General features: G+C 70.0%; 24 protein-coding genes. 12 read left to right on the top strand and 12 right to left on the bottom strand.

Translation table 11 applies throughout. The features are described 5' to 3' along the window. Positions 1–49 precede the first annotated feature (49 nt). From AW270_RS02945 to AW270_RS02920, 5 genes are all read right to left on the bottom strand, one after another. Positions 50–874 carry a helix-turn-helix domain-containing protein gene (locus AW270_RS02945; protein WP_061290362.1) on the bottom strand — a complete coding sequence of 275 codons (825 nt, stop codon included), beginning with the start codon at positions 872–874 and terminating at the stop codon, positions 50–52. Positions 875–935: 61 nt separating this feature from the next. Then, positions 936–1,484 (bottom strand): DUF1707 SHOCT-like domain-containing protein, encoded by a 549-nt coding sequence (locus tag AW270_RS02940; protein ID WP_061290360.1) that lies wholly within the window; start codon positions 1,482–1,484, stop codon positions 936–938. 87 nt (positions 1,485–1,571) lie between these two features. Beyond that, the gene (locus AW270_RS02935) at positions 1,572–2,132 is read right to left on the bottom strand and encodes a DUF6461 domain-containing protein (protein ID WP_061290358.1); all 561 of its coding nucleotides are present in this window, start codon (positions 2,130–2,132) and stop codon (positions 1,572–1,574) included. A 20-nt stretch (positions 2,133–2,152) separates the two neighbouring features. After that, a complete protein-coding gene (locus AW270_RS02930) occupies positions 2,153–2,878 on the bottom strand; it encodes a carbonic anhydrase (RefSeq protein ID WP_174549837.1) in 726 nt (241 codons plus the stop codon). Between the two features lie 87 nt (positions 2,879–2,965). Then, positions 2,966–3,556 (bottom strand): SRPBCC family protein, encoded by a 591-nt coding sequence (locus AW270_RS02920; protein ID WP_061290354.1) that lies wholly within the window; start codon positions 3,554–3,556, stop codon positions 2,966–2,968. A 298-nt stretch (positions 3,557–3,854) separates the two neighbouring features. On the opposite strand from AW270_RS02920, the gene AW270_RS02915 reads away from it, so the two are divergent. Next, positions 3,855–5,273 (top strand): cellulase family glycosylhydrolase, encoded by a 1,419-nt coding sequence (locus tag AW270_RS02915; RefSeq protein ID WP_061290352.1) that lies wholly within the window; start codon positions 3,855–3,857, stop codon positions 5,271–5,273. On the opposite strand, the gene AW270_RS02910 is transcribed toward AW270_RS02915, so the two are convergent. After that, complete coding sequence (locus AW270_RS02910) at positions 5,270–5,773, bottom strand: DinB family protein (RefSeq protein ID WP_061290350.1); 504 nt, start codon at positions 5,771–5,773, stop codon at positions 5,270–5,272. The genes AW270_RS02915 and AW270_RS02910 overlap by 4 nt on opposite strands. 62 nt (positions 5,774–5,835) lie before the next feature. On the opposite strand from AW270_RS02910, the gene AW270_RS02905 reads away from it, so the two are divergent. Beyond that, positions 5,836–6,792, top strand: a complete 957-nt coding sequence (locus AW270_RS02905) for a helix-turn-helix transcriptional regulator (RefSeq protein WP_061290348.1) — start codon at positions 5,836–5,838, stop codon at positions 6,790–6,792. Here AW270_RS02905 and AW270_RS40980 read toward each other — a convergent pair. Next, positions 6,789–7,316: a CGNR zinc finger domain-containing protein gene (locus AW270_RS40980; protein WP_061290346.1), complete on the bottom strand. Its 528-nt coding sequence runs from the start codon at positions 7,314–7,316 to the stop codon at positions 6,789–6,791. The genes AW270_RS02905 and AW270_RS40980 overlap by 4 nt on opposite strands. A gap of 84 nt (positions 7,317–7,400) precedes the next feature. Here AW270_RS40980 and AW270_RS02895 point away from each other — a divergent pair, with 84 nt between their 5' ends. Beyond that, positions 7,401–8,585: an MFS transporter gene (locus AW270_RS02895; RefSeq protein WP_061290344.1), complete on the top strand. Its 1,185-nt coding sequence runs from the start codon at positions 7,401–7,403 to the stop codon at positions 8,583–8,585. On the opposite strand, the gene AW270_RS02890 is transcribed toward AW270_RS02895, so the two are convergent. After that, positions 8,561–9,163 carry a class F sortase gene (locus AW270_RS02890; protein ID WP_061290342.1) on the bottom strand — a complete coding sequence of 201 codons (603 nt, stop codon included), beginning with the start codon at positions 9,161–9,163 and terminating at the stop codon, positions 8,561–8,563. The two genes, AW270_RS02895 and AW270_RS02890, sit on opposite strands and share 25 nt — an antisense overlap. After that, the gene (locus tag AW270_RS02885) at positions 9,160–9,438 is read right to left on the bottom strand and encodes a hypothetical protein (protein WP_061290340.1); all 279 of its coding nucleotides are present in this window, start codon (positions 9,436–9,438) and stop codon (positions 9,160–9,162) included. Before AW270_RS02885 ends, AW270_RS02890 begins: the two co-directional genes overlap by 4 nt. Before the next feature lie 130 nt (positions 9,439–9,568). Between AW270_RS02885 and AW270_RS02880 the strand changes: the two genes are divergently transcribed. Genes AW270_RS02880 through AW270_RS02865 form a run of 4 tightly spaced genes read left to right on the top strand, consistent with a single transcriptional unit; the run spans position 9,569 to position 12,658 of the window. Further along, positions 9,569–10,246, top strand: a complete 678-nt coding sequence (locus AW270_RS02880; RefSeq protein ID WP_169807246.1) for a response regulator — start codon at positions 9,569–9,571, stop codon at positions 10,244–10,246. A 10-nt stretch (positions 10,247–10,256) separates the two neighbouring features. Continuing rightward, positions 10,257–11,624, top strand: coding sequence for an ATP-binding protein (locus AW270_RS02875; RefSeq protein ID WP_061290336.1), 1,368 nt, complete (start codon positions 10,257–10,259; stop codon positions 11,622–11,624). Next, a complete protein-coding gene (locus AW270_RS02870; RefSeq protein WP_061290334.1) occupies positions 11,621–12,142 on the top strand; it encodes a hypothetical protein in 522 nt (173 codons plus the stop codon). Before AW270_RS02875 ends, AW270_RS02870 begins: the two co-directional genes overlap by 4 nt. A gap of 30 nt (positions 12,143–12,172) precedes the next feature. Beyond that, positions 12,173–12,658 (top strand): protein-tyrosine phosphatase family protein, encoded by a 486-nt coding sequence (locus AW270_RS02865; RefSeq protein ID WP_061290332.1) that lies wholly within the window; start codon positions 12,173–12,175, stop codon positions 12,656–12,658. 4 nt (positions 12,659–12,662) lie between these two features. Here AW270_RS02865 and AW270_RS02860 read toward each other — a convergent pair whose 3' ends face one another. After that, positions 12,663–13,082, bottom strand: coding sequence for a MarR family winged helix-turn-helix transcriptional regulator (locus AW270_RS02860; RefSeq protein WP_061290330.1), 420 nt, complete (start codon positions 13,080–13,082; stop codon positions 12,663–12,665). A 71-nt stretch (positions 13,083–13,153) separates the two neighbouring features. Here AW270_RS02860 and AW270_RS02855 point away from each other — a divergent pair, with 71 nt between their 5' ends. From AW270_RS02855 to AW270_RS42045, 3 genes are all read left to right on the top strand, one after another. Beyond that, positions 13,154–13,612 (top strand): nitroreductase family deazaflavin-dependent oxidoreductase, encoded by a 459-nt coding sequence (locus AW270_RS02855; RefSeq protein WP_061290329.1) that lies wholly within the window; start codon positions 13,154–13,156, stop codon positions 13,610–13,612. Between the two features lie 87 nt (positions 13,613–13,699). Next, positions 13,700–14,782, top strand: coding sequence for an aldo/keto reductase (locus AW270_RS02850; protein WP_061290327.1), 1,083 nt, complete (start codon positions 13,700–13,702; stop codon positions 14,780–14,782). Positions 14,783–14,979: 197 nt separating this feature from the next. Continuing rightward, positions 14,980–15,342: a WD40 repeat domain-containing protein gene (locus AW270_RS42045; RefSeq protein WP_082801259.1), complete on the top strand. Its 363-nt coding sequence runs from the start codon at positions 14,980–14,982 to the stop codon at positions 15,340–15,342. Between the two features lie 148 nt (positions 15,343–15,490). On the opposite strand, the gene AW270_RS02845 is transcribed toward AW270_RS42045, so the two are convergent. Beyond that, positions 15,491–17,941, bottom strand: a complete 2,451-nt coding sequence (locus AW270_RS02845) for a DUF8508 domain-containing protein (RefSeq protein ID WP_063819079.1) — start codon at positions 17,939–17,941, stop codon at positions 15,491–15,493. A gap of 243 nt (positions 17,942–18,184) precedes the next feature. Between AW270_RS02845 and AW270_RS02840 the strand changes: the two genes are divergently transcribed. After that, positions 18,185–18,691, top strand: a complete 507-nt coding sequence (locus AW270_RS02840) for an RNA polymerase sigma factor (RefSeq protein ID WP_061290320.1) — start codon at positions 18,185–18,187, stop codon at positions 18,689–18,691. Then, on the top strand, positions 18,688–19,527 hold the full coding sequence (locus AW270_RS02835) for a hypothetical protein (RefSeq protein WP_061290318.1): 840 nt from the start codon (positions 18,688–18,690) through the stop codon (positions 19,525–19,527). The genes AW270_RS02840 and AW270_RS02835 overlap by 4 nt, the downstream gene beginning before the upstream one ends. Here AW270_RS02835 and AW270_RS02830 read toward each other — a convergent pair. Further along, entirely contained in the window at positions 19,524–20,303 is a 780-nt protein-coding gene (locus tag AW270_RS02830; RefSeq protein ID WP_061290316.1) for an MBL fold metallo-hydrolase, read from the bottom strand. The genes AW270_RS02835 and AW270_RS02830 overlap by 4 nt on opposite strands. Between the last annotated feature and the right edge of the window lie 28 nt (positions 20,304–20,331).

Genomic DNA, 20,331 nt, shown 5'->3' with positions numbered 1-20,331 from the left:
GCGTGCGGCATCGGGCGCTCCGGTCGGAGCGCCTGCCAGGGAAGGAGGATCAGAAGCCGGTGGCCGCGCTGTGGACGAGCAGGGTCATCGCGGCATGCGAGGGTGACCCGGGTTCGGTGGTGGCGACGACCACCGACTGGTCGTCGGTGACACGCAGGGTGTGCTGGGTCACGTGGAGGGTGCCGACGAGGGGGTGGCGCATCTCGTACACGGCGTCACCTGCGGTCTTGACGCGGTGGTCGGCCCACAGGGTGGCGAACTCGGGGCTCTTGACGGTCAGTTCGCCGATCAGGGCGGTGAGCTGCGGGTCGTCCGGATGGCGTCCGGAGGCCATCCGCAGCGTCGCGACCACGCCCCGGGCCTTGGCGGGCCAGTCGGCGTAGAGGTCGCGGGTGTGGGCGTCGAGGAAGACCAGGCGGGCCATGTTGGGACGTTGGGACAGATGGCCGGCGTACAGGGCCCGGCCGAGGGGGTTCCAGGCGAGCACGTCGCTGCGACGGCCCAGCACCACCACGGGCACGCCGCCGAGCGCGGCGACGAGCTGACGGGTCGCGGCGCTGACCTTCTCCGCGGCGGGCCTCCGGGTGGCGGGTTTCCGGCGCGTGGCCAGTTCGTGCAGGTGGCGGCGTTCGACGTCGTCGAGGCGGAGGGCCTGGGCGAGGGCGTCGAGGACCTCGGGCGAGGCGTTGGCCGCCTGGCCCTGCTCCAGCCGCGAGTAGTAGGACGCGCTCACTCCGGCCAGCAGCGCCAGCTCCTCCCGGCGCAGTCCCGGGACCCGGCGCCGGTCACCGTAGGTGGCCACCCCGACGTCCTCGGGCTGGAGCTGGGAGCGCCTCGTCTGGAGGAACTCCCCGAGCTGCCGTCTCGCGTTCATGGCTCAAGTATTCGCGGCCCCTCGGCGAGCCAGCCACACCCTGACGGGGACAGGCACGCGCTCAGCGGCCGAACCAGCGGACCTTGCGGGCTCCGCCGTAGCGGATGCGGAGTTTGCCGTAGCCGAACTTGCCGCTCACCCGCAGGTGCAGCCGCCCCGGCGTCGGGACCGCCGCGACCTGCGACTGGACGCTGCCCCACTCGCAGTGGACGTCGTTGGTGTCGGCGCTCGCGCCCCTCGGCAGGGTGATGTCGGCGGAGCCGTATTTCAGGTGGAGCTCGAAGACGATCTCCGGGTATTCGACCAGCGCCTCGCTCAGGTCGAGGTAGGGATGGCCGTACGCCGACTCGATGCGCAGCACCCGGGGGACCCGCCACTGGCCGGAACGGGTGATCTTGCTCGCCTTCGACGAGATGGTCACCACCTCGCCGGGGCGTTCGGGCAGGTCGGTGGTGAGGAAGAACAGGTCGCCGTGGGAGACGGCGGTGAGGGCGCGCTCGACGCGCTGTTCCAGCTCCTCGGGGGCCAGGCGGCCATCGGCGAACGCCTGTTGCAGGCGTCTGACGGTCGTCTCCCGGTCCTGGTCGGAGGCGCGGGCTTCCAGGTCCATTAGGCCACCTTTCCGATGGTCAACAATTTACGGGGTGAACGGCCCATCCTTAAGGGGCGCGCGAGTCCTACGGGTATGGCCAGGGGTCTAGGACAGGACGCCGGAGAGGAAGCGGGACTCGTCGAGGATCTCGGGAGTGAGCCTGATCCCGGTGATGCGCTCGATCAGCACCAGGCCGGGCCCGGTGTGGAGGTCCCAGTCGTCGTCGATGGATTCCATGGTCTCCACGAGCTCGGCGGGGACGTCCTCGGAGTAGCCGTCCTGGGCCCGGAACGCGAATCGGATCTCGCCGTCCTCGATCCAGCGGAAGTCCTCAAGGCCCTTGATGTCGAGGCGGTAGAGCGAGACCAGGCTCGTGCCCGCCGACAGCGGCACGGTGACGTCGTCGTTGCAGGCGAGCCAGCTGTTGTACTGCGCCACGAAGGCCCAGCCGCCGACGCTCGTGACCGCGACGAACTCGGTCTTGTAGTCGTGGCGGGAGCCCGCGTGGATCGACTCGTCGAGCGTCATCCAGGTGAAGTCCTCCACCCGGCCGCCCATCCGGGCCACGAGCTCCTCGGGCGTGAGCCCGCGGACGAAGATGAAACTGAAGGCCTCCGCGAGGTTGGAGCCGGAGAACCAGGCGTAGTCGCCGGGGGGCGTCGTCATGCCAGCGATCATGGCAGGACTCAGGACGGAGCGCCGTCCAGAACCTCGACCTGGCCGGTGTCCAGGGAGTAGAAGGCGCTCACCACGGCCAGCTTCCCGCCGCCGACCAGCGGCGCGAGGTCCCGGTTGCCGCGCAGCTCGTCGGCCGTCAGCTTGACCTGGGTCTTCGCCATCGTCTCGACGGGATCGGCGCTGCCCTCCCGGACGGTCTGCTCGTAGGCGGGCCGCAGCGCCTCGACGATCGCCTGGAGGTTCCCGGGCAGGGGCTTGCCGTCCTTCAGAGCCGTGTACGCCGCCTCCACCGCCCCGCACCGCTGGTGCCCCAGCACCACGATCAGGGGGGTCCCGCCGGTCATCGGCCCGTATTCGACCGAGCCCGTCACCACGGGCCCGACGGCCTGGCCGCCGGTGCGCATCACGAACAGGTCGCCCAGGCCGGTGTCGAAGACGAGCTCGGGCGGGACGCGGGAGTCGATGCACGCCAGCACCACCCCGTAGGGCTTCTGCTTGGCCGCGAGCAGTTCGCGCCGGGTCGGGTCGCGGTCGGGATGCTGCAGGGCCCCGGTCACCCAGCGCCGGTTGCCCGTCATCAGCCGGTCGAAGGCGGCCTTCGGCGTGCCGGGGTAGGCCTGGGACGCGGTGGACACCGGCACCGCCCGCAGGGTCGTCCCGGTCGTGGAGACGCAGCCCCCGAGCGCGAGGGACGCGCCGCCCGCGAGTAGTGCCCTTCGCCCCATACCGTCCATGACCTGGATCTTCTCCGCCGGGAGAAAGATCAAAACGGTGGACGGCGACCGCTGCCAGGTGGCGGTCGCCGCTCGGTCGAGAGGGGTCTAGAGGGCGCCGCTCTCGATCCGCTGCTTCAGGACCGACTGGATGCCCTGGTGCGCCTGCACGCCGGAGGCCAGCGCGAGGTCGATCAGCTCCGAGGGGGTCTCGAACGTGAGGTTCTCGGTCACCTTGGTCTTGTTGCCGCTGATCTTCTCGAAGGTGATCTTCTGGTGGGTCACGATGTAGCCCGTGGACCACGAGTCGACCGTGTAATAGAAGTCGCCCAGGTAGAGCTGCTGGCGCGCGTGCGTGTTCAGGGTGATCGGGGCCGGGTCGAAGGGGATGACCTCGATGGCCGTGAGCTTCTTGGTCCGCACACCCGCGTGGGTGGTGTCACTGTGGGTGACCACCCGCTCAAGCACCGGGTTGGCCCCGATGTGGTTGTTGAAGTTCGAGTAGGCCTCGAAGACCTCGGCGCGGGACGCGTTGATGGTGATGGAGATGCTCTGGGACGCGCGCGCCCGGCCTTCCGGCAGGGGGTTGGCGACCTTGGTGAAGCAGTACGTCTTCCAGGTGGACAGCCACTCATCCGCGAGCTGCTGGTCGGTCGCGGCACGCGCCGGCGCGCCGAAGACCGAAAGCAGGAGGGACATCGCGAGGAGAGGAGCGCTTAAAAAGCGAAGCAGCCTCGTTTTCATGGCAGAACATTTATCGCATTCCGCTCATAAGTACACGTCCCATGATCACGTCTGTCAGGGATTGCCAACATCCGTGCTGGTGGGCATGGATAAAGCGCACATCGTGCCAGGAAGCGGACAGTGGCCGAGCGACCGCGATCCGTTGCGTTGTCAACCATCTGGTGGCCCGAAGTGGTTGCGTGACCGTTGACGGCGCTTTACGCTCCACGTCAAATTAGGAAACCTTCCTAACCTGAGTCTAGGAGCGCCGCCTATGTTACGTAGCTCGCTCGTCGCCCTGCTCCTCCTGACCGGCCTGACCACGGTCAGCGCCCCGGCGCAGGCCGCACCCGTCCTCATCTCCGCAGGCAAGACCACCACGTCCTCCTCGGTCGAGGGCACCGGCCTGGAGCCGGGCAAGGCCGTCGACGGCAACACCGCCACCCGCTGGGCCTCCGCCGAGGGCAGCGATCCCCAGTGGATCAGGATCGACCTCGGCGCCAGCTACCCGATCTCCCGGGTGAAGCTGACCTGGGAGACGGCCTTCGGCAAGGCCTACCGGATCGAGACCTCCGCCGACGGCAACACCTGGTCGTCGCCGCTCTACTCGACCACCACGGGCGACGGCGGGACCGACGACCTCACCGTCTCCGGCTCCGGCCGCTACATCCGCATGTACGGCACCGCGCGCGGCACCCAGTGGGGCTACTCCCTCTGGGAGTTCGAGGTCTACACCGAGTCGTCGACCGGCGGCGGCACCCCGGTGGCCGCCAACGGCCAGCTCCGGGTCTGCGGCGTGAAGCTCTGCAACGAGGCCGGCAAGCAGATCCAGCTCAGAGGCATGAGCAGCCACGGCATCCAGTGGTACAACCAGTGTCTCAACAGCGCCTCGCTCGACGCCCTGGCCACCGACTGGAAGGCCGACGTCCTGCGCATCTCCATGTACATCCAGGAGGGCGGCTACGAGACCAACCCGCGTCTCTACACCGACCGCGTCCACAGCCTCATCGAGATGGCCAGCGCCCGGGGCATGTACGCCATCGTCGACTGGCACATGCTCACCCCGGGCGACCCCAACTACAACCTGACCAGGGCCCGGACGTTCTTCACCGAGATCGCCCAGCGGCACAACGCCAAGAAGAACGTCCTGTACGAGATCGCCAACGAGCCCAACGGCGACTCGGTCACCTGGTCGGTCATCCGCAACTACGCCAACTCGCTGGTCCCGACCATCCGCCAGTACGACCCCGACGCCCCCATCTTGGTCGGCACCCCGGCGTGGTCGTCGCTCGGTATCTCCGGCCCCGGCGACCAGACCGACACGATCCGCGCCAACCCGGTCACCGGCACCAACATCATGTACACGTTCCACTTCTACGCGGCCTCGCACGGCACCCAGTACCTGAACGCCCTGTCGAGGGCCGCCGACCTGCTGCCGATGTTCGTGTCGGAGATGGGCACCCAGGAGGCCTCGGGTGACGGGCCGAACAACTTCAGCAGGGCGCAGCAGTACATCGACCTGATGGCCCAGAAGAAGGTCAGCTGGGTCAACTGGAACTTCTCCGACGACTTCCGCACGGGCGCCGTCTTCACCACGGGGACCTGCGGCAGCGGGCCGTACACGGGGACGACGCGGCTGAAGGAGGCCGGCGTGTGGGTGCGTGACCGGATCCGGACCGCCGACGACTTCTAGCCCATCGACTTCTGGCCGTCGATGGCCTCGCGGATGATGTCGGCGTGCCCGGCGTGCTGGGCGGTCTCGGCGATGATGTGCAGCAGCACGCGCCGGGCCGTCCAGGCGTCCTCCTGGTACCAGGGGGCCTTGGGCAGCGGCTGAGTTGCGTTGAGGTCGGGCAGGCCGGCGACGAGTTCGTCGGTCTGCGCGGCCACCTTCTCGTATTCGGCCAGAACGCCGGTGAGGGTGTCGCCGGGCAGCATGCGGAACTCGTCGGCGCGGCGCTGCCAGTCGGCCTCGGTCATCTGGGTGAAGTCGCCCATCGCCTTCGGGCCCTCGACGATGAACTCGGCCCAGCCGCGTTCGACCGACGTGACGTGCTTGACCAGGCCGCCGATGCAGAGCTCGCTCACCGTGGTCCGCTGACCCGCCTGCTCGTCGGTCAGGTCCTTGGCGGTGTGCCGCAGGAAGCCGCGGTGCTTCTTCAGAGTCGCGATCAGGTCGTCTCGTTCGTCCATGAATCCAGTCTGAGGCCAATAGCGGTCACTTCTTGTCCTGTACGACGGCCAGAATCTGTCCTATGGCGAACACCAGCAACCGGACGCTGCGACTGCTCTCCCTGCTCCAGACCCGGCGCTACTGGCTCGGCGGCGAACTGGCCGAACGGCTCGGCGTCTCGGTCCGGACCCTGCGCCGCGACGTCGACCGGCTGCGCGAGCTGGGCTACCCGGTCGAGTCGCAGCGCGGCGTCGACGGCGGCTACCAGCTCGCCGCCGGGGCCGCCCTGCCGCCGTTGGTGATCGACGACGAGGAGGCGGTCGCGCTGGCCGTGGGGCTCCAGGCCGCCGCGCAGGGCGCCGTCGAGGGGATCGCGGAGTCGTCGGTACGGGCGCTCGCGAAGGTCGTCCAGGTCATGCCGGCCCGGCTGCGGCACCGGGTCGAGGCGCTGCGCACGATGACCGTGCCGAGCGGCTGGAGCGGATCGCCCCGGGCGGGCATCGATCCCGACGTGCTGACGGCGGTCGCGCTGTCCTGCCGCGACCAGGAGCAGCTCCGCTTCTCCTACACCGCGGCCGACGAACGCCGCTCCGAGCGGCTGACCGAGCCCCACCGGCTCGTCTGCACCGGCTACCGCTGGTATCTCGTCGCCTACGACCTGACCAGGCACGACTGGCGCAGCTTCCGCGTCGACCGGATGACCGGGCCGGAGCGGACCGGCACCCGGTTCCGGCCGAGGGAGCTCCCGGCCGCCGACGCCGCCGCGTTCGTGAAGTCCGCGCTGGAGAGCAGCCCGCCCAGCCTCCACACGGTCGAGGCGCTGATCGAGGCCCCGGCCGATTTCGTGCGGGAACGGATCGGGCGGTGGTGCACGGTCGAGCCGCTGGGCCCCGCCCGGTGCCGCATGGTCATGACGACCAACTCGCTCGACTGGCCGACGATGGCCCTCGGGATCGTGGAGGCGGACTTCCAGGTCCTGAGCCCGCCGGAGCTGGGCGAACGGGTGAGGGAGTGGGGAGCGCGCTTCCAGCGGGCCTAACCCCGGCCCGCGTAGTAGCGGCGTGACTTGTCGCGGCTGCCGCAGGTGGTCATGCTGCACCATCTGCGGCGGCGGTTCTTGCTGACGTCCAGGAACACCCAGCAGCACGACGGGCACTCGCCGAGCCGGTCGAGCGGGCCGTGGGTGAGCAGCTCCACCGCCGAGGCGGCGGCCTCCCACACCAGGACCTCGACCGTGCGGGGCGGGGGCCAGGTCAGCCGGTAGTCGCGGTCGAGCCGCGCGTGGAGCACGCCCGCGCCGTGGACCGCGAGGATCCGGTCGAGGTCGTCCTGAGGGGCCTGTTCGCCGTGGGCCACGGGCTGGAAGACCCGGAACACCGTCTCGCGGAAGTCGCGGGCGGCAGCCAGGTCGCCCACCTCGTCGAGGGGATGTCCGGTCGCGGCGGCCCAGGTCAGCGCCCCTTCTTCGGTGGCGAGCCAGTCGCGCCGGGCCACCGGGCGGGCGTTGACCGTGTTCGCGAAGTCCAGGCAGAACGCGTTGCCCACCAGCTCGACCTCTGTCATCTCACCATTCAACCACTGTTGACAGGTGAGAGCGTCTCCCTTCAGGCTATGACCGTTCAAATGCCTTTGAAAGGTAAGAGTCGGATGGGACGGTCTTTCCACGCCCTGTGGTTCGGCACCGGCGCGGCGAACCTCGGCGACGGGATCGCCCTGTTCGTGCTGCCGCTGCTGGCCCTCGGGGTCGGCGCGTCACCCGGCGGCGTCGCGGCGGTCACCGCCGCGCTCACCCTCGCCTGGCCGGTGTTCGGCCTGCACGCCGGCTGGATCGTCGACCGCGTCGACCGGCGGCTGCTGCTCGGCGGGGTCAACCTGGGGAGGGCGGCGCTGCTAGCCGGGGTCGCCGCCGCCCTCCTCACCGGGACGCTCTCGCTGGAGCTGCTGCTCGGCGCGGCGGTGCTGCTCGGCGCGGCCGAGACGCTGGCCGACACCGCGCTGACCTCGACGATCCCCATGGTCGTCGGGCCTGAGGGCCGCAACCGGGCCAACGCCCGCATCGAGGCGACGATCAACCTCACCAACCAGCTCGCCGGGCCGCCCCTGGCCGGTCTGCTGGCCGCCGTCAGCCTGGCGCTGGCGACCGGTCTGAGCGCCGGACTCTACGCCCTGGCCGTCGCCGGCCTCGCCCTCATGGCCCTGCGCAAAGGGCCGGTGAGCAGCGGGAACACCCAGGTCGTCGCCGGGTTCCGGCATCTGTGGCGGCAGCCGGTCGTGCGCACGCTGACCCTGTTCACGGCGGCGATGAACATCCCGTGGGCCGTCTCGACGGCGCTGTTCGTCGTGTACGCCGTCGCTCCCGGCCCGCTCGGCCTCACCCCCGCCCACTACGGCCTGATCCTGACCGGCATGGCGGTCGGCGGGCTGATCGCGTCGGCCGTGGTCGAACGCCTGCGGCTGCGGTTCGGGACGACCCGCCTGCTCATCGCCGACGCCGTCGGCACGGTGCTGCTCGTCCTGCCGGTCGCGGTCGACGCGCCGGTCTGGGCGGTGGCGGCCGGGGCGATCACGGCGGGGGCCGGGTCGAGCGTCTGGCGCATCCTCGTCGCGACGATCCGGCAGAACCTCTCCCCGCCCGACCTGCTCGGACGCATCTACGCCGCGTCCCGCATGATCAGCTGGGGGGTGATCCCGGTCACCGCCGCCCTGGCCGGAGGGGCGGCCGAGATCTGGGGCGTGCGGGCCGTGTTCGCCGGGGCCACGGTCGTGTCGATCGCGGTGCTCGTGGCCTTCGTCGTCTACGCGGTGTACTACGCGCCGATGAGGGACGCGTAGACGATGACGTTGTCGCGGTAGTGGCCCGTGGCGGCGTCGAAGGTGCCGCCGCAGGTGACCAGTCTCAGCTCGGGGTGGCCGGTGGGGCCGTACACCCTGTTCGAGGGGAACTTCTTCTTGGCCACCCGCTCCACCGACGTGACCTCGAACCGGGCGACCTTCCCATCGGCGCGGGTGACGGCGATGGCGTCGCCGCGTCGCATCCGGCCGAGGTCGTAGAAGACCCCGCGCTTTCCGCCGCCGTCGACGTGCCCGAGGATCACCGCCGCACCGGGCTCGCCGGGGGCGTAGCCGGGTTCGTACCAACCGGCGTCCTGCGGCGCTTCCGGGACCTGCACGGTGCCGTCGGCCCGGAGCCCGAGCATGATCAGAGCGGTGTGGACGCCGATGCTCCCGACGTCCAGCCGGACCGGCCGTGACCTGGGGAGATCGGTTTTCGAAGGCTTCGACGGCAGGGCGACCGACTCCACGACGGGTGGGACGGGCGGCGTCTCCCTGGGCAGGAAGGCGCCGCCCGCGAGCAGGGCCCCGGTCGCGGTGAGGGTGGCGGCCGCCAGCCCGAGGACCCTGCGGCTCACGCCGCGCTGCGACGCCGCACGGCGATCAGGCCCGTCGCGGCCCCCGCCACGAGAAGGGCCCCGCCCAGCGGAACGCCGACCGGCAGACCGCCGCCGGTCTCCGGAGCGCCGTCGGGCACGGGACGGCTGACCCCGCGCGACGGCACCGGCGCGGGAGCGGGTGACGCGGCGGTCCGGGCCCGCTCGGCAGGCGCGGGCGACGGCGCGGCGGCGGCCGGGGCGGCGAAGCTCAGCGTGGCCACGGCCAGGCCGATGGCGGCCAGAGTGAAGCGCATACATCCTCCTAGGTCTCGACCCGGGAGCCTGGCAGCGGCATGTGCGCGGACCATGAGCGGAATGTCATGAGCGTGTAATGAACGTCGCTTTAGTCAGTGTTTGCGCTGATCAAGCCGGATACTGGGTCACGTGGCCAGAGTGATGCTCATCGAGGACGACCAGTCCGTCCGCGAAGGACTGCGCCTGTCCCTCAGCCGCCACGGCCACGAGGTGGCCACCGCCGGGACCGGCGAGGAGGGCCTGCGGCGGCTCCGCGAGACGACGATGGACATCGTGGTGCTCGACCTGATGCTGCCCGGCCTGGACGGTTTCGAGGTGTGCCGCCGGATCAGAGCCGGTGGCCATCTGCCGATCGTCATGCTCACCGCCCGGGGCGACGACCTCGACGTGGTCAGCGGCCTGGAGGCGGGCGCCGACGACTACGTGGTCAAGCCGGTGCGCCCGCGCGTGCTGGAGGCCCGCATCCGCGCGGTGCTGCGGCGGTGGGCCGCGCCCCTGGAGGCCGGGCAGGAGACCTACGGCGACCTGGTGATCGACCGGGCCTCGCTGACGGTCGTGAAGAACGGGGTGTCCCTCGTGCTGCCCCCGCTGGAGCTGCGGCTGCTGCTGGAGCTGTCGGCCTCTCCCGGGCAGGTGTTCAGCCGCCAGCAGTTGCTCGAATCGGTATGGGACCTGGACTTCCTCGGCGACTCGCGGCTGGTGGACGCCTGTGTGCAGCGGTTGCGCACCAAGATCGAGGTTGTCCCGGCGCAGCCGAGGTTCGTGCAGACCGTGCGAGGGTTCGGATACCGGTTCGGGCCCCTGTGATCGAGTCACTGTGAGGGGTCTGCGCGCCCGGCTGGTCGTGGTGTTCGCGGTGCTCGCCGGGTTGAGCGCGCTGACGGCGGCCGGGCTGGTCTACAAGCAGGCCCGCGACCTCATGCTGACCCGGACCGAATGGTCGGTCGTCAACGAGTTCCGGCTCCGCGTGTCGACCCTGACCGAGAACATGCAGCACCCGCCGTCGCGGGCCGCGCTCCAGCAGCTGGCCAACGGCGTCGCCCCCGCGTTCCTCGACGCGACCGGGGTGGCCGTCTACGGCGACTCGGGCCTGATCGCGTCCGGCGACGGAACCGCGCCCCTCGGCCCCGACCTGCGCCGTCGCGTCACCGCCGAACAGCGGCTGGTCTACCAGCGGGTCGTCCACGACGGCGATCCCTACCTGGTGGTGGGCACGCCCGTGCTGCTCCGCCGTGAGGGGACACCGTCGGGCGTCGAGGTCTACCTGATCTCCTCGCTCCACGCCGAGGCCGCCGACCAGGAGGCGCTGGTCGCCGCCGCGCGCAACGGCGTCCTGCCCGTGCTGCTGCTGGCCGTGCTGTTCGCGCTGGTCGCCGCCGGTGGAGTGCTCAGGCCGGTACGCGACCTCGACCGCGCCGCCCGCCGATTGGGCGCCGGGGAACTCGACACCCGGCTCAAGGCCACCGGGCGGGACGAACTGGCCCGGCTCGTCCAGACCTTCAACGCCACCGCCGCCGCCCTGGAGACCAGCGTGGGCAACGCCCGCCGGTTCGTCGCCGACGTCTCCCACGAACTGCGCACCCCGCTGGCCTCGATCCTCGCCATGGCCGACGTCATCGAGGAGGAGGCCGGCCGCCTCGACGGCGACCTCCCGGAGGCGGCCCGCCTGCTGAACCTGGAGGTCGGCCGCCTGGTGAAACTCGTGGAGGACCTGATGGAGATCTCCCGCTTCGACGCGGGCGCGGTCGGGCTCGTCGTCGACGACGTGGACGTCGCGGAGGCGGTGGCGGCGAGCCTGCGTACCCGGGGCTGGACCTCCGACGTCACCGTGGACATCGACCCGGGCGTCCGGATCGGCCTCGACCCGCGCCGCTTCGACGTCATCATGGCCAACCTGGTCGGCAACGCGCTGAAACACGGCGCCAAGCCCGTGACGGTCGCGCTGACGGGAGACGTCGTCATCGAGGTCGCCGACTCGGGCCCCGGCATCGCCCCCGACCTGCTCCCCCACGTCTTCGACCGCTTCTCCAAGGCCGACGCCGCCCGCACGAGATCCGACGGCAGCGGCCTCGGCCTGGCCATCGCCCTGGAGAACGCCCGCCTGCACGGCGGCGACATCGAGGCCGGCAACCGCCCCGGGAGCGGCGCGGTGTTCCGCCTGACGCTGCCGAGGAACCTTTCATGAAACGCGTGCTCCTGGTGCTCTCCCTGCTGGTGGCCGGCTGCGGCATCAGCCCGACCGGCGTCCACGACGGCGGCGAACCCGCCAGCGGCTTCCAGCCCAGCATGCGGCTCTACTTCGTGTCGGGCCAGCGGCTGCGCGCGGTCACCCGCCCGATGGCGTGGCCGTCGCTGAAGGAGACCCTGAACCTCCTCGTCGACGGCCCGAGCGAGCAGGAACGCCGCCTCGGCCTCGGCACCGAACTCGACACCTGGATCGGCGCCGTCGGCCGCGTCACCTCCGACGACGCCAAGGTCCGCATCACCGTCGACCTGCCCACGTCGGTCGCCGTCCCGGTCCCCGCGCCGAGGGAGGCCGTGCCCGGCCAGCGTGACCGCACGCTGTGGCTCGGCCAGCTCACCTGCACGGCCGCCGCCGCCCTGGCCGCCCGCTCGAACATCGACTCCGACGCGGTCACGGTGGAGGTGCGCAGGGAGCGGGAGAATTTCGGCTCTTTCCGCTGCTCGGAGTTCCCCCGCTGATTTTGTGGCCCTTGGCGGCAGAATGGCGGAATGGAGCCCAGAATTCACGGCGCACCGTACGCCGAAGAACCGTGGCACGAAATCATCCCCGGCCTGTTCATGGGCGGCCATTTCCGCAATGACGGCTCCGGGGTGCTGTCACCCGTGGTCGTGGCCGACGAATTCGACGTGGTCGTCAGCATGATCTCCCTGGAGGGCCACGGCCCGCCCGAGTCGGTCTTCCACCGGGTGTGCCACGTCCCCGACGGCCCGCTCACCGCGGCCGAGATCGCCACCGTCCTGACCATGGCCGACGTCGCCGCCGACGCGATCCGCGCCGAGCGGCGGGTGCTCGTCAGGTGCAGGGCGGGCTACAACCGCTCGGGCCTCGTCGTGGCCCAGACCCTGCTCCTCCTCGGGTACGCCCTCGACGACGCGATCGACCTCATCCGCTCCCGGAGATCGAGCTTCGCCCTGCACAACCCGTTCTTCGTCGACTACCTGACGACCGGCCTGGCCCAGATCCGCGACGAGTGAGGGCTCAGCAGCCCCTGCCCCCGCACCGTTCGATGATCTCGGCCATGGCCAGCTCGAAATGCCGTCGCCCCTCAGGCGTCAGCGAGGCCACGAGCGCCTCAAGCTCGGCGTGGACGTCGGTGGAGAAGTCCGTCGCCGCCCGGCGCCCTTCCTCGGTCAGCGTCACCGTCAGCGCCCGCCGGTTTCCCGGCACCGGCTCCCGCTGAGCCAGCCCCCGCTTCTCGGCCCGGTCCATCAGCCCGGTCAGCGCGGCCTTCTCGACCCCGAAGTATCCGGCCAGCTCGGCCATCCCGCGCGGCCCCTCCAGCAGCACACAGAGCAGTTTCGCCTGTACGGGGGTCAGATCGTGACGCTGCGAGACACGCGCGTACAGGCCCTGCACCAGCCCGGAGAGCTGGACCAGCCCGATGGCGACGTCGTTCATGGACACAACGGTACATGCTGCATATAGTTAACATTGCGTACAGTACGTGCCATTAACTATTGAGGTGTGACATGGCCTTCGACACCCCGGCCGGAACCCGCGGCAGCCGCCAGCCCACCGGCCGGTTCCTCATCTGGATCAACCGCCTGATGGCCCGCCGCATCCGCAGAAGAGGCGCTGCCTTCGGCGGCTTCGACGCCCTGGTCCTCACGACCGTCGGCCGCAAGACCGGCCAGCCGCGCTCCACCCCCGTCGGGTGGTTCCCCGGCCCCGACGGAACCTGGTTGATCGTCGCCTCGGCGGCGGGCGCTCCGGGCAACCCGGCGTGGTACTACAACCTGGCCGCCCACCCCGACCAGGTCAGAATCGAACTGGCGGGCAAGACCCACGACGTCACCGCCGACCAGCTCCACGGAGCCGAACGCGAGCAGGCCTGGAAGGAGATCGTCGCCAGGTCGCCCAGGTTCGCCGAATACCAGGAGAAGACCGACCGGGAACTGCCGGTCATCCGCCTGAGGTCCCGTCCGTAGCAGGATCGTGCAAGAGGTCGATCGGATCCTTCTATCTGAACGCCCAGCTCAGCGCTTCGATGGAGAGGAACCGAAAGGAGCACGATCATGCCGCTCGACCACTACGTCACCCTCGGCCGCTCCGGCCTCCGCGTCAGCCCCTTCGCCCTGGGAGCGATGACCTTCGGCGACGACCCCGGCTCCGCCGGCTGCGACGTCGAGGAGTCGGAGAAGATCCTGGCGGCCTACCTCGACCGAGGCGGCAACTTCGTCGACACGGCCAACTTCTACAGCAACGGCCACTCGGAGAAGATCCTCGGCGACTACTTCGCGGCGCGACCGGGCCTGCGGTCCCACACGGTCGTGGCCTCGAAGTTCTTCGGCAACATGCACCCGGGCGACCCGAACGGCGGCGGCGCGGGCCGGGGCGCCATCATCGCCCAGCTCCACGAGAGCCTCCGCCGCCTCCAGACCGACTACCTGGACCTCTACTGGCTCCACAACTGGGACCGCAACACCCCGGTCGACGAGACGATGCGCACTCTCGACGACCTGGTGCGCGCCGGGAAGATCCGCTACATCGGCTTCTCCAACACCCCCGCGTGGGTGATCGCCCAGGCCCAGACCATGGCGCTGCTCCGGGGCTGGACTCCCCTGATCGCCCTCCAGGTCGAATACTCGCTGCTGGCCCGAACGGTGGAGGGCGAGATCGCCCCGCTGGCCCTGGACCAGGGCCTGGCCCTGACACCGTGGAGCCCTTTGAAGAACGGCTTCCTGTCGGGCAAGTACCGGCGCGGCGCGGAGGTCACCGACTCGGCCCGGACGAGCTACGTGGGCGGCCCTTCGGAGGAGGACTACCGCGTCATCGACACCCTGGCCGAGGTCGCCGACTCGGTCGGCGCGCCCTCGGCGGCGGTCGCGCTGGCCTGGCTCCGCGCCCGCCCCGGGACGGTGGTGCCGATCGTGGGGGCGCGCCGGGTCGGCCACCTGGAGAGCAACCTCGCCGGGCTCGACGTGACCTTGGCACCGGAGCAGATCAAGATCCTGGACGAGGTCTCGGCCCCCACGCTGGGCTATCCGGCGGCGGTCAACGGCGAGACCCGCGCGATGCTCCAGTTCGCCGGGACGACCGTCGACGGCGAACCCTCGATCGTCTACCCGCCCCTGCTCCAGAGTTCCGTGCGCTACTGAGATTGCCTGACCTCGCCGGCCTCCATGCGGCGACGGCGAGCTTAGCCGACCTGTGTGACCACGCGCTTCCGCCGATGTTTCCGCTAGACAAGCGGGATAACAGGTGAAGCCAAGTCGTGCTCTGGTCCGAGTCTCCCTCATCGTCACCGAGGTCCTCACCGCTACGGTGGCGCTTTCTCGGAGTGAGCTCTGGCGCCATGGGCTGGCCCAAACCGTGGATGAAAGTGCTCATCCTCCGAGGGACAGGACGAGCGCTTTGGCCACATAAGCGGGTATGGGATGCGCACGCCGGAACAGAGCTGATCCAGTTGCCTCACTCGGGTGAGGTGCGAGCGGTGTCATTCAGCCCTGATGGGCGTCGACTGGCGACTGCCGACAGCGACAGGTCGGCATGGTTATGGGATGCCGACTCGAGATCACAATTGGCCCAGCTAGCTCACGATCGTGTGGTGCGGTCGGTTGTGTTCAGCCCTGATGGAAGTCGCTTGGCTACGCCAGTGCGGACGGATCGGTACGTCTATGGGCGGCAAATCCACGCACACTTATTGCACAGTCCATAGCGCGCTTAACCAAGAACCTGACAGATGAAGAGTGGCTCCGCTATATGGGCCCCGATATCCCTTATCGTCGCCTCCGCGAAGACCTCCCGTAAAACACCGAAACGCCCGTCCCCCTGCAGAGAGGACGGGCGCTTCTTACTTCAAGGTGTTACTCGACGTCCACGACCGGGCTGCCGGGACGGCACCGCTCGGGCAGCGGTTCCGTGTTGCACCCCGTCAGGATCCGCAGGATCTGCGGGTCGTGGTCGGAGGCCTGGTCGGCGAACTCGGCGTTGATGTGCACCACGCCGTAGGCGTAGCCCTTGATGTTCGGGCTCACCAGGATGTGGTCCAGCGTCTGCGAGTTGCCGTCGAAGATGTAGCTGTACCGCTCGTTCGCGGGCAGGTCGTTGATCAGGGCCTTGAGCAGTGACCCGTTGTCGGTCAGCGTCGCCAGGGTGGGCGAGAACTGGTAGTCGTTGATGTCGCCGAGGACCACGACGCGGGCCTGGTTGCCCGACTTGGCCGCCAGGTCGGCGACGAAGTTGCGGACCTCGGTCGCCTGGGCGACGCGCTGCACCTCGCTCGTGCGGACCGGCGGCTGGACGGCCGCCGAGTGCGGGTGGTCGCCGCCCTTGCTGTTGAAGTGGTTGGCGATGACGAACAGCTGCTTGTTGCCGTCGTACAGGAACTCACCGACGAGCGGCTTGCGGCTGGACGCCCAGGCGGAGCTGGAAGGGTTGATGCGGCCGGGCGAGGCCGACAGGTAGACCTGGTTGCTGGTCGGACGCTCGCGCAGCACGGTCACGGCGGTGTTGGCGTCGCCGCCCGGACGGTCCACGAAGGTGGTGCGGGCCGGGTTGAACAGGAAGACCTGGCGGATGTTGCCGCCGGGGGCGCCGCCGTCGGTGCCCTCGTTGGGGTCGATCGAGCGCCAGTCGTAGGTCGGGCCGCCGGCCGCGACGATGGCGGCGATGAACTTGGCCATGGTCTGGTCGGCCGCGACGACGCCGGTGGCGGTGCCGTTGTTGTCCTGGATCTCTTCGAGGGCCAGGATGTCGGGCGTGCCGAGGTTGGTGACGACGGCCTCGGCGAGGCGCGCGTACTTGGCGGCCGGGTCGCCGACGGTCAGGTTCTCGACGTTGTACGTCGCGATCGACAGGTCGCCGGCCTTCTTGGCGGCGGTCACCTTCTGGCGCTTGAGGCCGCCCTCGGTGATGGCGCCGAGCTGGGTGGCCTGCAGGACGTAGCCGCCGAAGCTCTGGTAGTCGATGACGCCGGTGGTGCCGGCGGCCAGCGTCGAGCCGACGTTGGCGGCGGGGGCGCCGAGCAGCGACTGGATGAAGAAGCGGCCGGCGTTGTTGTCGGCGTAGTCGAGGTAGATGTGGCCGCCGCGCGGGGTGGCGTTGTGGTTCGGGGTGAAGGTCACCCAGAGCTCGCCGAACTCGGTGTTGACCGGGCTGACCAGCTTGGTGCTCTGGTTGACGGTCATCCGCATGCCCTCGTGGACCTCGAGGTAGTCGAGGACGTAGGAGGACGGTTCGAGCGGCTGCGCCTCCAGGGAGCCCGTCTTGGTGTAGACGGCGGGCAGGCTGACCGGCACCGGCGCGGGGAGCGCGTTGCCGCTGGTCAGCTTGATGGTGTTGACGGTGCCGCCCAGCTCGGTCAGCGACTGCGAGCCGGTCGCGGGACGGTATTCGGTGACGCGGCCGGTGGCCAGCACCGAGTCGCCGGGGACGACCGCCGGAGTGGTCGTGCCGGTGAAGACGAACAGGCCCTCGCTGGTCAGCGGGTCGGCGTCGGCCGACGGGTCCTGGAACCAGTAGCCGCGCGAGCTGCCGGTGATGCGGACGGCCGTGACGATGCCGGGCACGTTGGTGACGTTCTGGCCGACGATCGGGGAGATCCGGCCGGAGCCCTGGATGTCGTGGATCCGGACCGCGCCGGGGGTCGGGTCGGTCGGGCCGCCCGGATCTTCGCCCGCGGTGACCGTGGTGCCCGCGGAGTTGGTGGCCTTCGGCACGCCGGAGGTGAAGTCGACGGAGTTGTTGTCCGTGTCGATCATCGAGCCGGTCCGCGCGGCGGCCGTCGTGTTGCTGAGGCCGGGGGCGGCGAGGGTCTCGACGTTGGCGGTGGCGCCGTAGCCGACGAGGTCCTTGACGTTCGGGGCGGTCGCGCAGGAGATGCCGCAGCCGACCAGCGGGATCTGCGCGGTGACCAGCGCGACGACGCCGGAGGTGCCGGACATCGGGATCGAGCCGGTGGCGTCGGGGGTCGGCAGGCTCAGGGTGCCGCCGGCGCCCGCCGCCTGCTGGACCAGGTACCTCCCGTTGGCGGGGATCGTTCCACTCAGGTTCGTCATCTGGAAGACGGCACCTGCGGCAGAGGCGTATTGAACGCTCCAACCGGACACGTTGATCGGGCTGCCGGTGAGGTTGGCCAGCTCGATGTAGTCGTTCTTGATGATCGCGCCCGAGTTACCGCCACCACCGTAGACGCCGGAGATGACGACGTCGCTCGAAAGGGCGTTCGCGGGTGCCGGGGCGGTCATGAGGGTGGCCACGACCGCTAACGACAGACCTGCCGCGGCGATCAGGCGGCGTGCTCTGGGATTAGCCACAGGTGTTCTGCTCCTTGGGGGAGATGGTCTCCACAGAGCATGGTGCCACCGCATATCCCTTGGAAATGGCACATTCTGCTACTTACGAGGTGTTCTCCGTCTCTTTCCGTGACGTTTACTACGACAGCCAGGCCATATGGCCCTCTGACGTCGCATGTACGGATCGACGACAGTCTCAGTGAAATGGCGGATCGCTTTCCCGCATGAAGAGGGTGTACCCAGCCCCGCCGACGAAGGACGCACGTGGATGAACGCCAGGCCCGGTTCGAGCAGGTCTACCACGAGACATACGGCCACCTCAGCGCGTACGCCGCCCGTCGCTGTGCCAACCCCCACGACGCCGCCGACGTGGTCGCCGAGACCTATGAGATCGCCTGGCGGAAGATCGCCCGATTACCGTTCGGCCACGAGGCCCTGCTCTGGTTGTACGGCATCGCCCGCCGCGTCGTGGCGGGTCATCGCAGGGGCGAGGCGAGGCGGCGGTCCCGCCTGGCCGAACTCGACGCCGACCTGGCCGCCCTCTACGCCGACCCGGTCGAACTGACCGCCCTCCACGAGATCTTCGCGACCCTCAGGGCCGATGACCGGGAGCTCCTGGGCCTGGTCGCCTGGGAGGGCCTGTCGCACGAGGAGATCGCCGCAGTCCTCGGCATCTCCCGTAACGCGGTCCGCATCCGGCTCCACCGGGCCCGGCGCCGCTTCTCCGACCTCCTCGACAAGGCAGCCCTCCAGGCGGAAAGGTCCCCGTGAACGACACCGACCACCTCATCGCTTCCCTGGCCAGGGTCGAACCCGGCCGTCTTGGGGCCGATGCGTCCGGCGCGGGGGCGCGGACGCTGCTGGCCCAGGTCACCGCGCGGAAGCCGACCGGCAGGATCAGGCAGCTCGGGCTGGCTCTCGCCGGAGCGACCGCGGTGGCCGGAGTCGCGCTCCTCCAGGCCGGCTCGCCCTCCTACGCCGTCACCAAGGACGCCGACGGCGTCGTCTGGATCAAGATCCATGACTTCGGCGACGTCAGCGGCCTGCGGGCCGATCTGGCCAGTCTGGGGGTGTCGGCCATGGTCGACGGCGTGCCGGCCGGTCACTGGTGCCGGGAGCCGAGGGGCGAGACCGTCCTCGACCCCGCGCCGGGCCTCTACTCGCTCCCCCAGGACGGCCCGGTCTTCACGATGCGCATCGACGGCAAGCTGCTCAAGCCCGACCAGACGATCGTCTTCACCGTCGGCGCGGGCGGGAGCGTGAGCACCCTGGTCTACCGGGGGCCGGTGGCGGCGTGCGAACTCGTGCCGGAACCGCCCTTCGACGGAAGGATGATCGAGGAGCCGTTCCGGTTCGCGGACGTGCCCGGCATCGAGGGTCGGACCGTCGGCGAGGTGCTGTCCGGGCTGCGGGAGGAGGCCGTCGAGTTCATGGTCATCGGCATTCCGCCGGGCAACCCCGGGGGCTGGGGGACGGGGCCGATCCGGAAGGAGGCCGGCCCTGACTGGCACGTCTGGGGGGCCGTCCGGTTCCACGACGATCCCGGCACCCTCGTCCTCCTGGTCACCGAGGAGGCGCTCGACCGCAACCCCGTCACCGGTGACTAGAAACTGACCGAGTCGCCGGGTGACAGCAGCACCAGCCGGTCGTCGAGTTCGTACTTCTCGAAGGCGTCCCACAGGTCGGCCGGTCCCTCGGTGAAGTGCTGCCAGCCCTCCATGTGGACGGGGATGACCACCTCCGCCCCGGTGATCAAGGTCGCCTCGACGATCTCCTCGGCCGTGAAGGTCAGGAAGCCGTCGAGCAGCGGGGTCCGGGCGGCCCCGGCGAAGAAGATGGCCACGTCCATCGGGCCGAGGCGTTCGGTGATCTCGCGGGTCGAGTCGAGGTCGGCGTTGTCCCCGCTCACGTAGATCGCCGGTAGGTCGAAGGCGGTCAGCACGAAACCCGTGACGGTCCCGGTGAGATCTTCGGTGCCCGGGGGACCGTGCCGGCCCGGCACCCAGGTGATGCGGAGCGAGCCGCCGTCGGGCCTCTCGAAGGTCTGGTGCTCCCAGGGTGGCAGGCCGGTGACGTCCTCACCCAGCCGGGCGGCGGCCTCGGGGGTGGTGAGGACCTCCGGCACCTCGTCGAGCAGGGCGCGACCCGAACGGTCGAGGTTGTCGGCATGTTGATCATGGGAGAGCAGGACGATGTCGAGATCGCCCAGCTCCGTGAGCGGGATGGCCGGGCCGGTGGTCTTGATGAGGGTGCGGGTGCCGCTGGCGATGGGGCCGGGGCCGTCGAAGGCCGGGTCGGTGAGCAGGCGGAGACCGCCGATCTCCAGCAGCGCGGTGGGCCCGCCGACCAGCCGTACGGTGCAGGTTTTCCGTTCGGACTCCATCACTCCATCCTGCGCGCACCTTGGTAAG

The organism is Herbidospora cretacea (assembly GCF_001570605.1).
GTDB classification, from domain to species: domain Bacteria; phylum Actinomycetota; class Actinomycetes; order Streptosporangiales; family Streptosporangiaceae; genus Herbidospora; species Herbidospora cretacea.
Note: the sequence above shows the minus strand (reverse complement) of the source record. Positions and strands in the feature narration are given on the sequence as shown.

What these genes read in the sequence shown, in the direction of transcription:
- AW270_RS02945 (WP_061290362.1), bottom strand. Translation starts at nt 874, where the DNA reads ATGAACGCGAGACGGCAGCTCGGGGAGTTCCTCCAGACGAGGCGCTCC.
- AW270_RS02940 (WP_061290360.1), bottom strand. Translation starts at nt 1,484, where the DNA reads ATGGACCTGGAAGCCCGCGCCTCCGACCAGGACCGGGAGACGACCGTC.
- AW270_RS02935 (WP_061290358.1), bottom strand. Translation starts at nt 2,132, where the DNA reads ATGACGACGCCCCCCGGCGACTACGCCTGGTTCTCCGGCTCCAACCTC.
- AW270_RS02930 (WP_174549837.1), bottom strand. Translation starts at nt 2,878, where the DNA reads ATGGACGGTATGGGGCGAAGGGCACTACTCGCGGGCGGCGCGTCCCTC.
- AW270_RS02920 (WP_061290354.1), bottom strand. Translation starts at nt 3,556, where the DNA reads ATGTCCCTCCTGCTTTCGGTCTTCGGCGCGCCGGCGCGTGCCGCGACC.
- AW270_RS02915 (WP_061290352.1), top strand. Translation starts at nt 3,855, where the DNA reads ATGTTACGTAGCTCGCTCGTCGCCCTGCTCCTCCTGACCGGCCTGACC.
- AW270_RS02910 (WP_061290350.1), bottom strand. Translation starts at nt 5,773, where the DNA reads ATGGACGAACGAGACGACCTGATCGCGACTCTGAAGAAGCACCGCGGC.
- AW270_RS02905 (WP_061290348.1), top strand. Translation starts at nt 5,836, where the DNA reads ATGGCGAACACCAGCAACCGGACGCTGCGACTGCTCTCCCTGCTCCAG.
- AW270_RS40980 (WP_061290346.1), bottom strand. Translation starts at nt 7,316, where the DNA reads ATGACAGAGGTCGAGCTGGTGGGCAACGCGTTCTGCCTGGACTTCGCG.
- AW270_RS02895 (WP_061290344.1), top strand. Translation starts at nt 7,401, where the DNA reads ATGGGACGGTCTTTCCACGCCCTGTGGTTCGGCACCGGCGCGGCGAAC.
- AW270_RS02885 (WP_061290340.1), bottom strand. Translation starts at nt 9,438, where the DNA reads ATGCGCTTCACTCTGGCCGCCATCGGCCTGGCCGTGGCCACGCTGAGC.
- AW270_RS02870 (WP_061290334.1), top strand. Translation starts at nt 11,621, where the DNA reads ATGAAACGCGTGCTCCTGGTGCTCTCCCTGCTGGTGGCCGGCTGCGGC.
- AW270_RS02865 (WP_061290332.1), top strand. Translation starts at nt 12,173, where the DNA reads ATGGAGCCCAGAATTCACGGCGCACCGTACGCCGAAGAACCGTGGCAC.
- AW270_RS02860 (WP_061290330.1), bottom strand. Translation starts at nt 13,082, where the DNA reads ATGAACGACGTCGCCATCGGGCTGGTCCAGCTCTCCGGGCTGGTGCAG.
- AW270_RS02855 (WP_061290329.1), top strand. Translation starts at nt 13,154, where the DNA reads ATGGCCTTCGACACCCCGGCCGGAACCCGCGGCAGCCGCCAGCCCACC.
- AW270_RS02850 (WP_061290327.1), top strand. Translation starts at nt 13,700, where the DNA reads ATGCCGCTCGACCACTACGTCACCCTCGGCCGCTCCGGCCTCCGCGTC.
- AW270_RS42045 (WP_082801259.1), top strand. Translation starts at nt 14,980, where the DNA reads ATGGGCTGGCCCAAACCGTGGATGAAAGTGCTCATCCTCCGAGGGACA.
- AW270_RS02830 (WP_061290316.1), bottom strand. Translation starts at nt 20,303, where the DNA reads ATGGAGTCCGAACGGAAAACCTGCACCGTACGGCTGGTCGGCGGGCCC.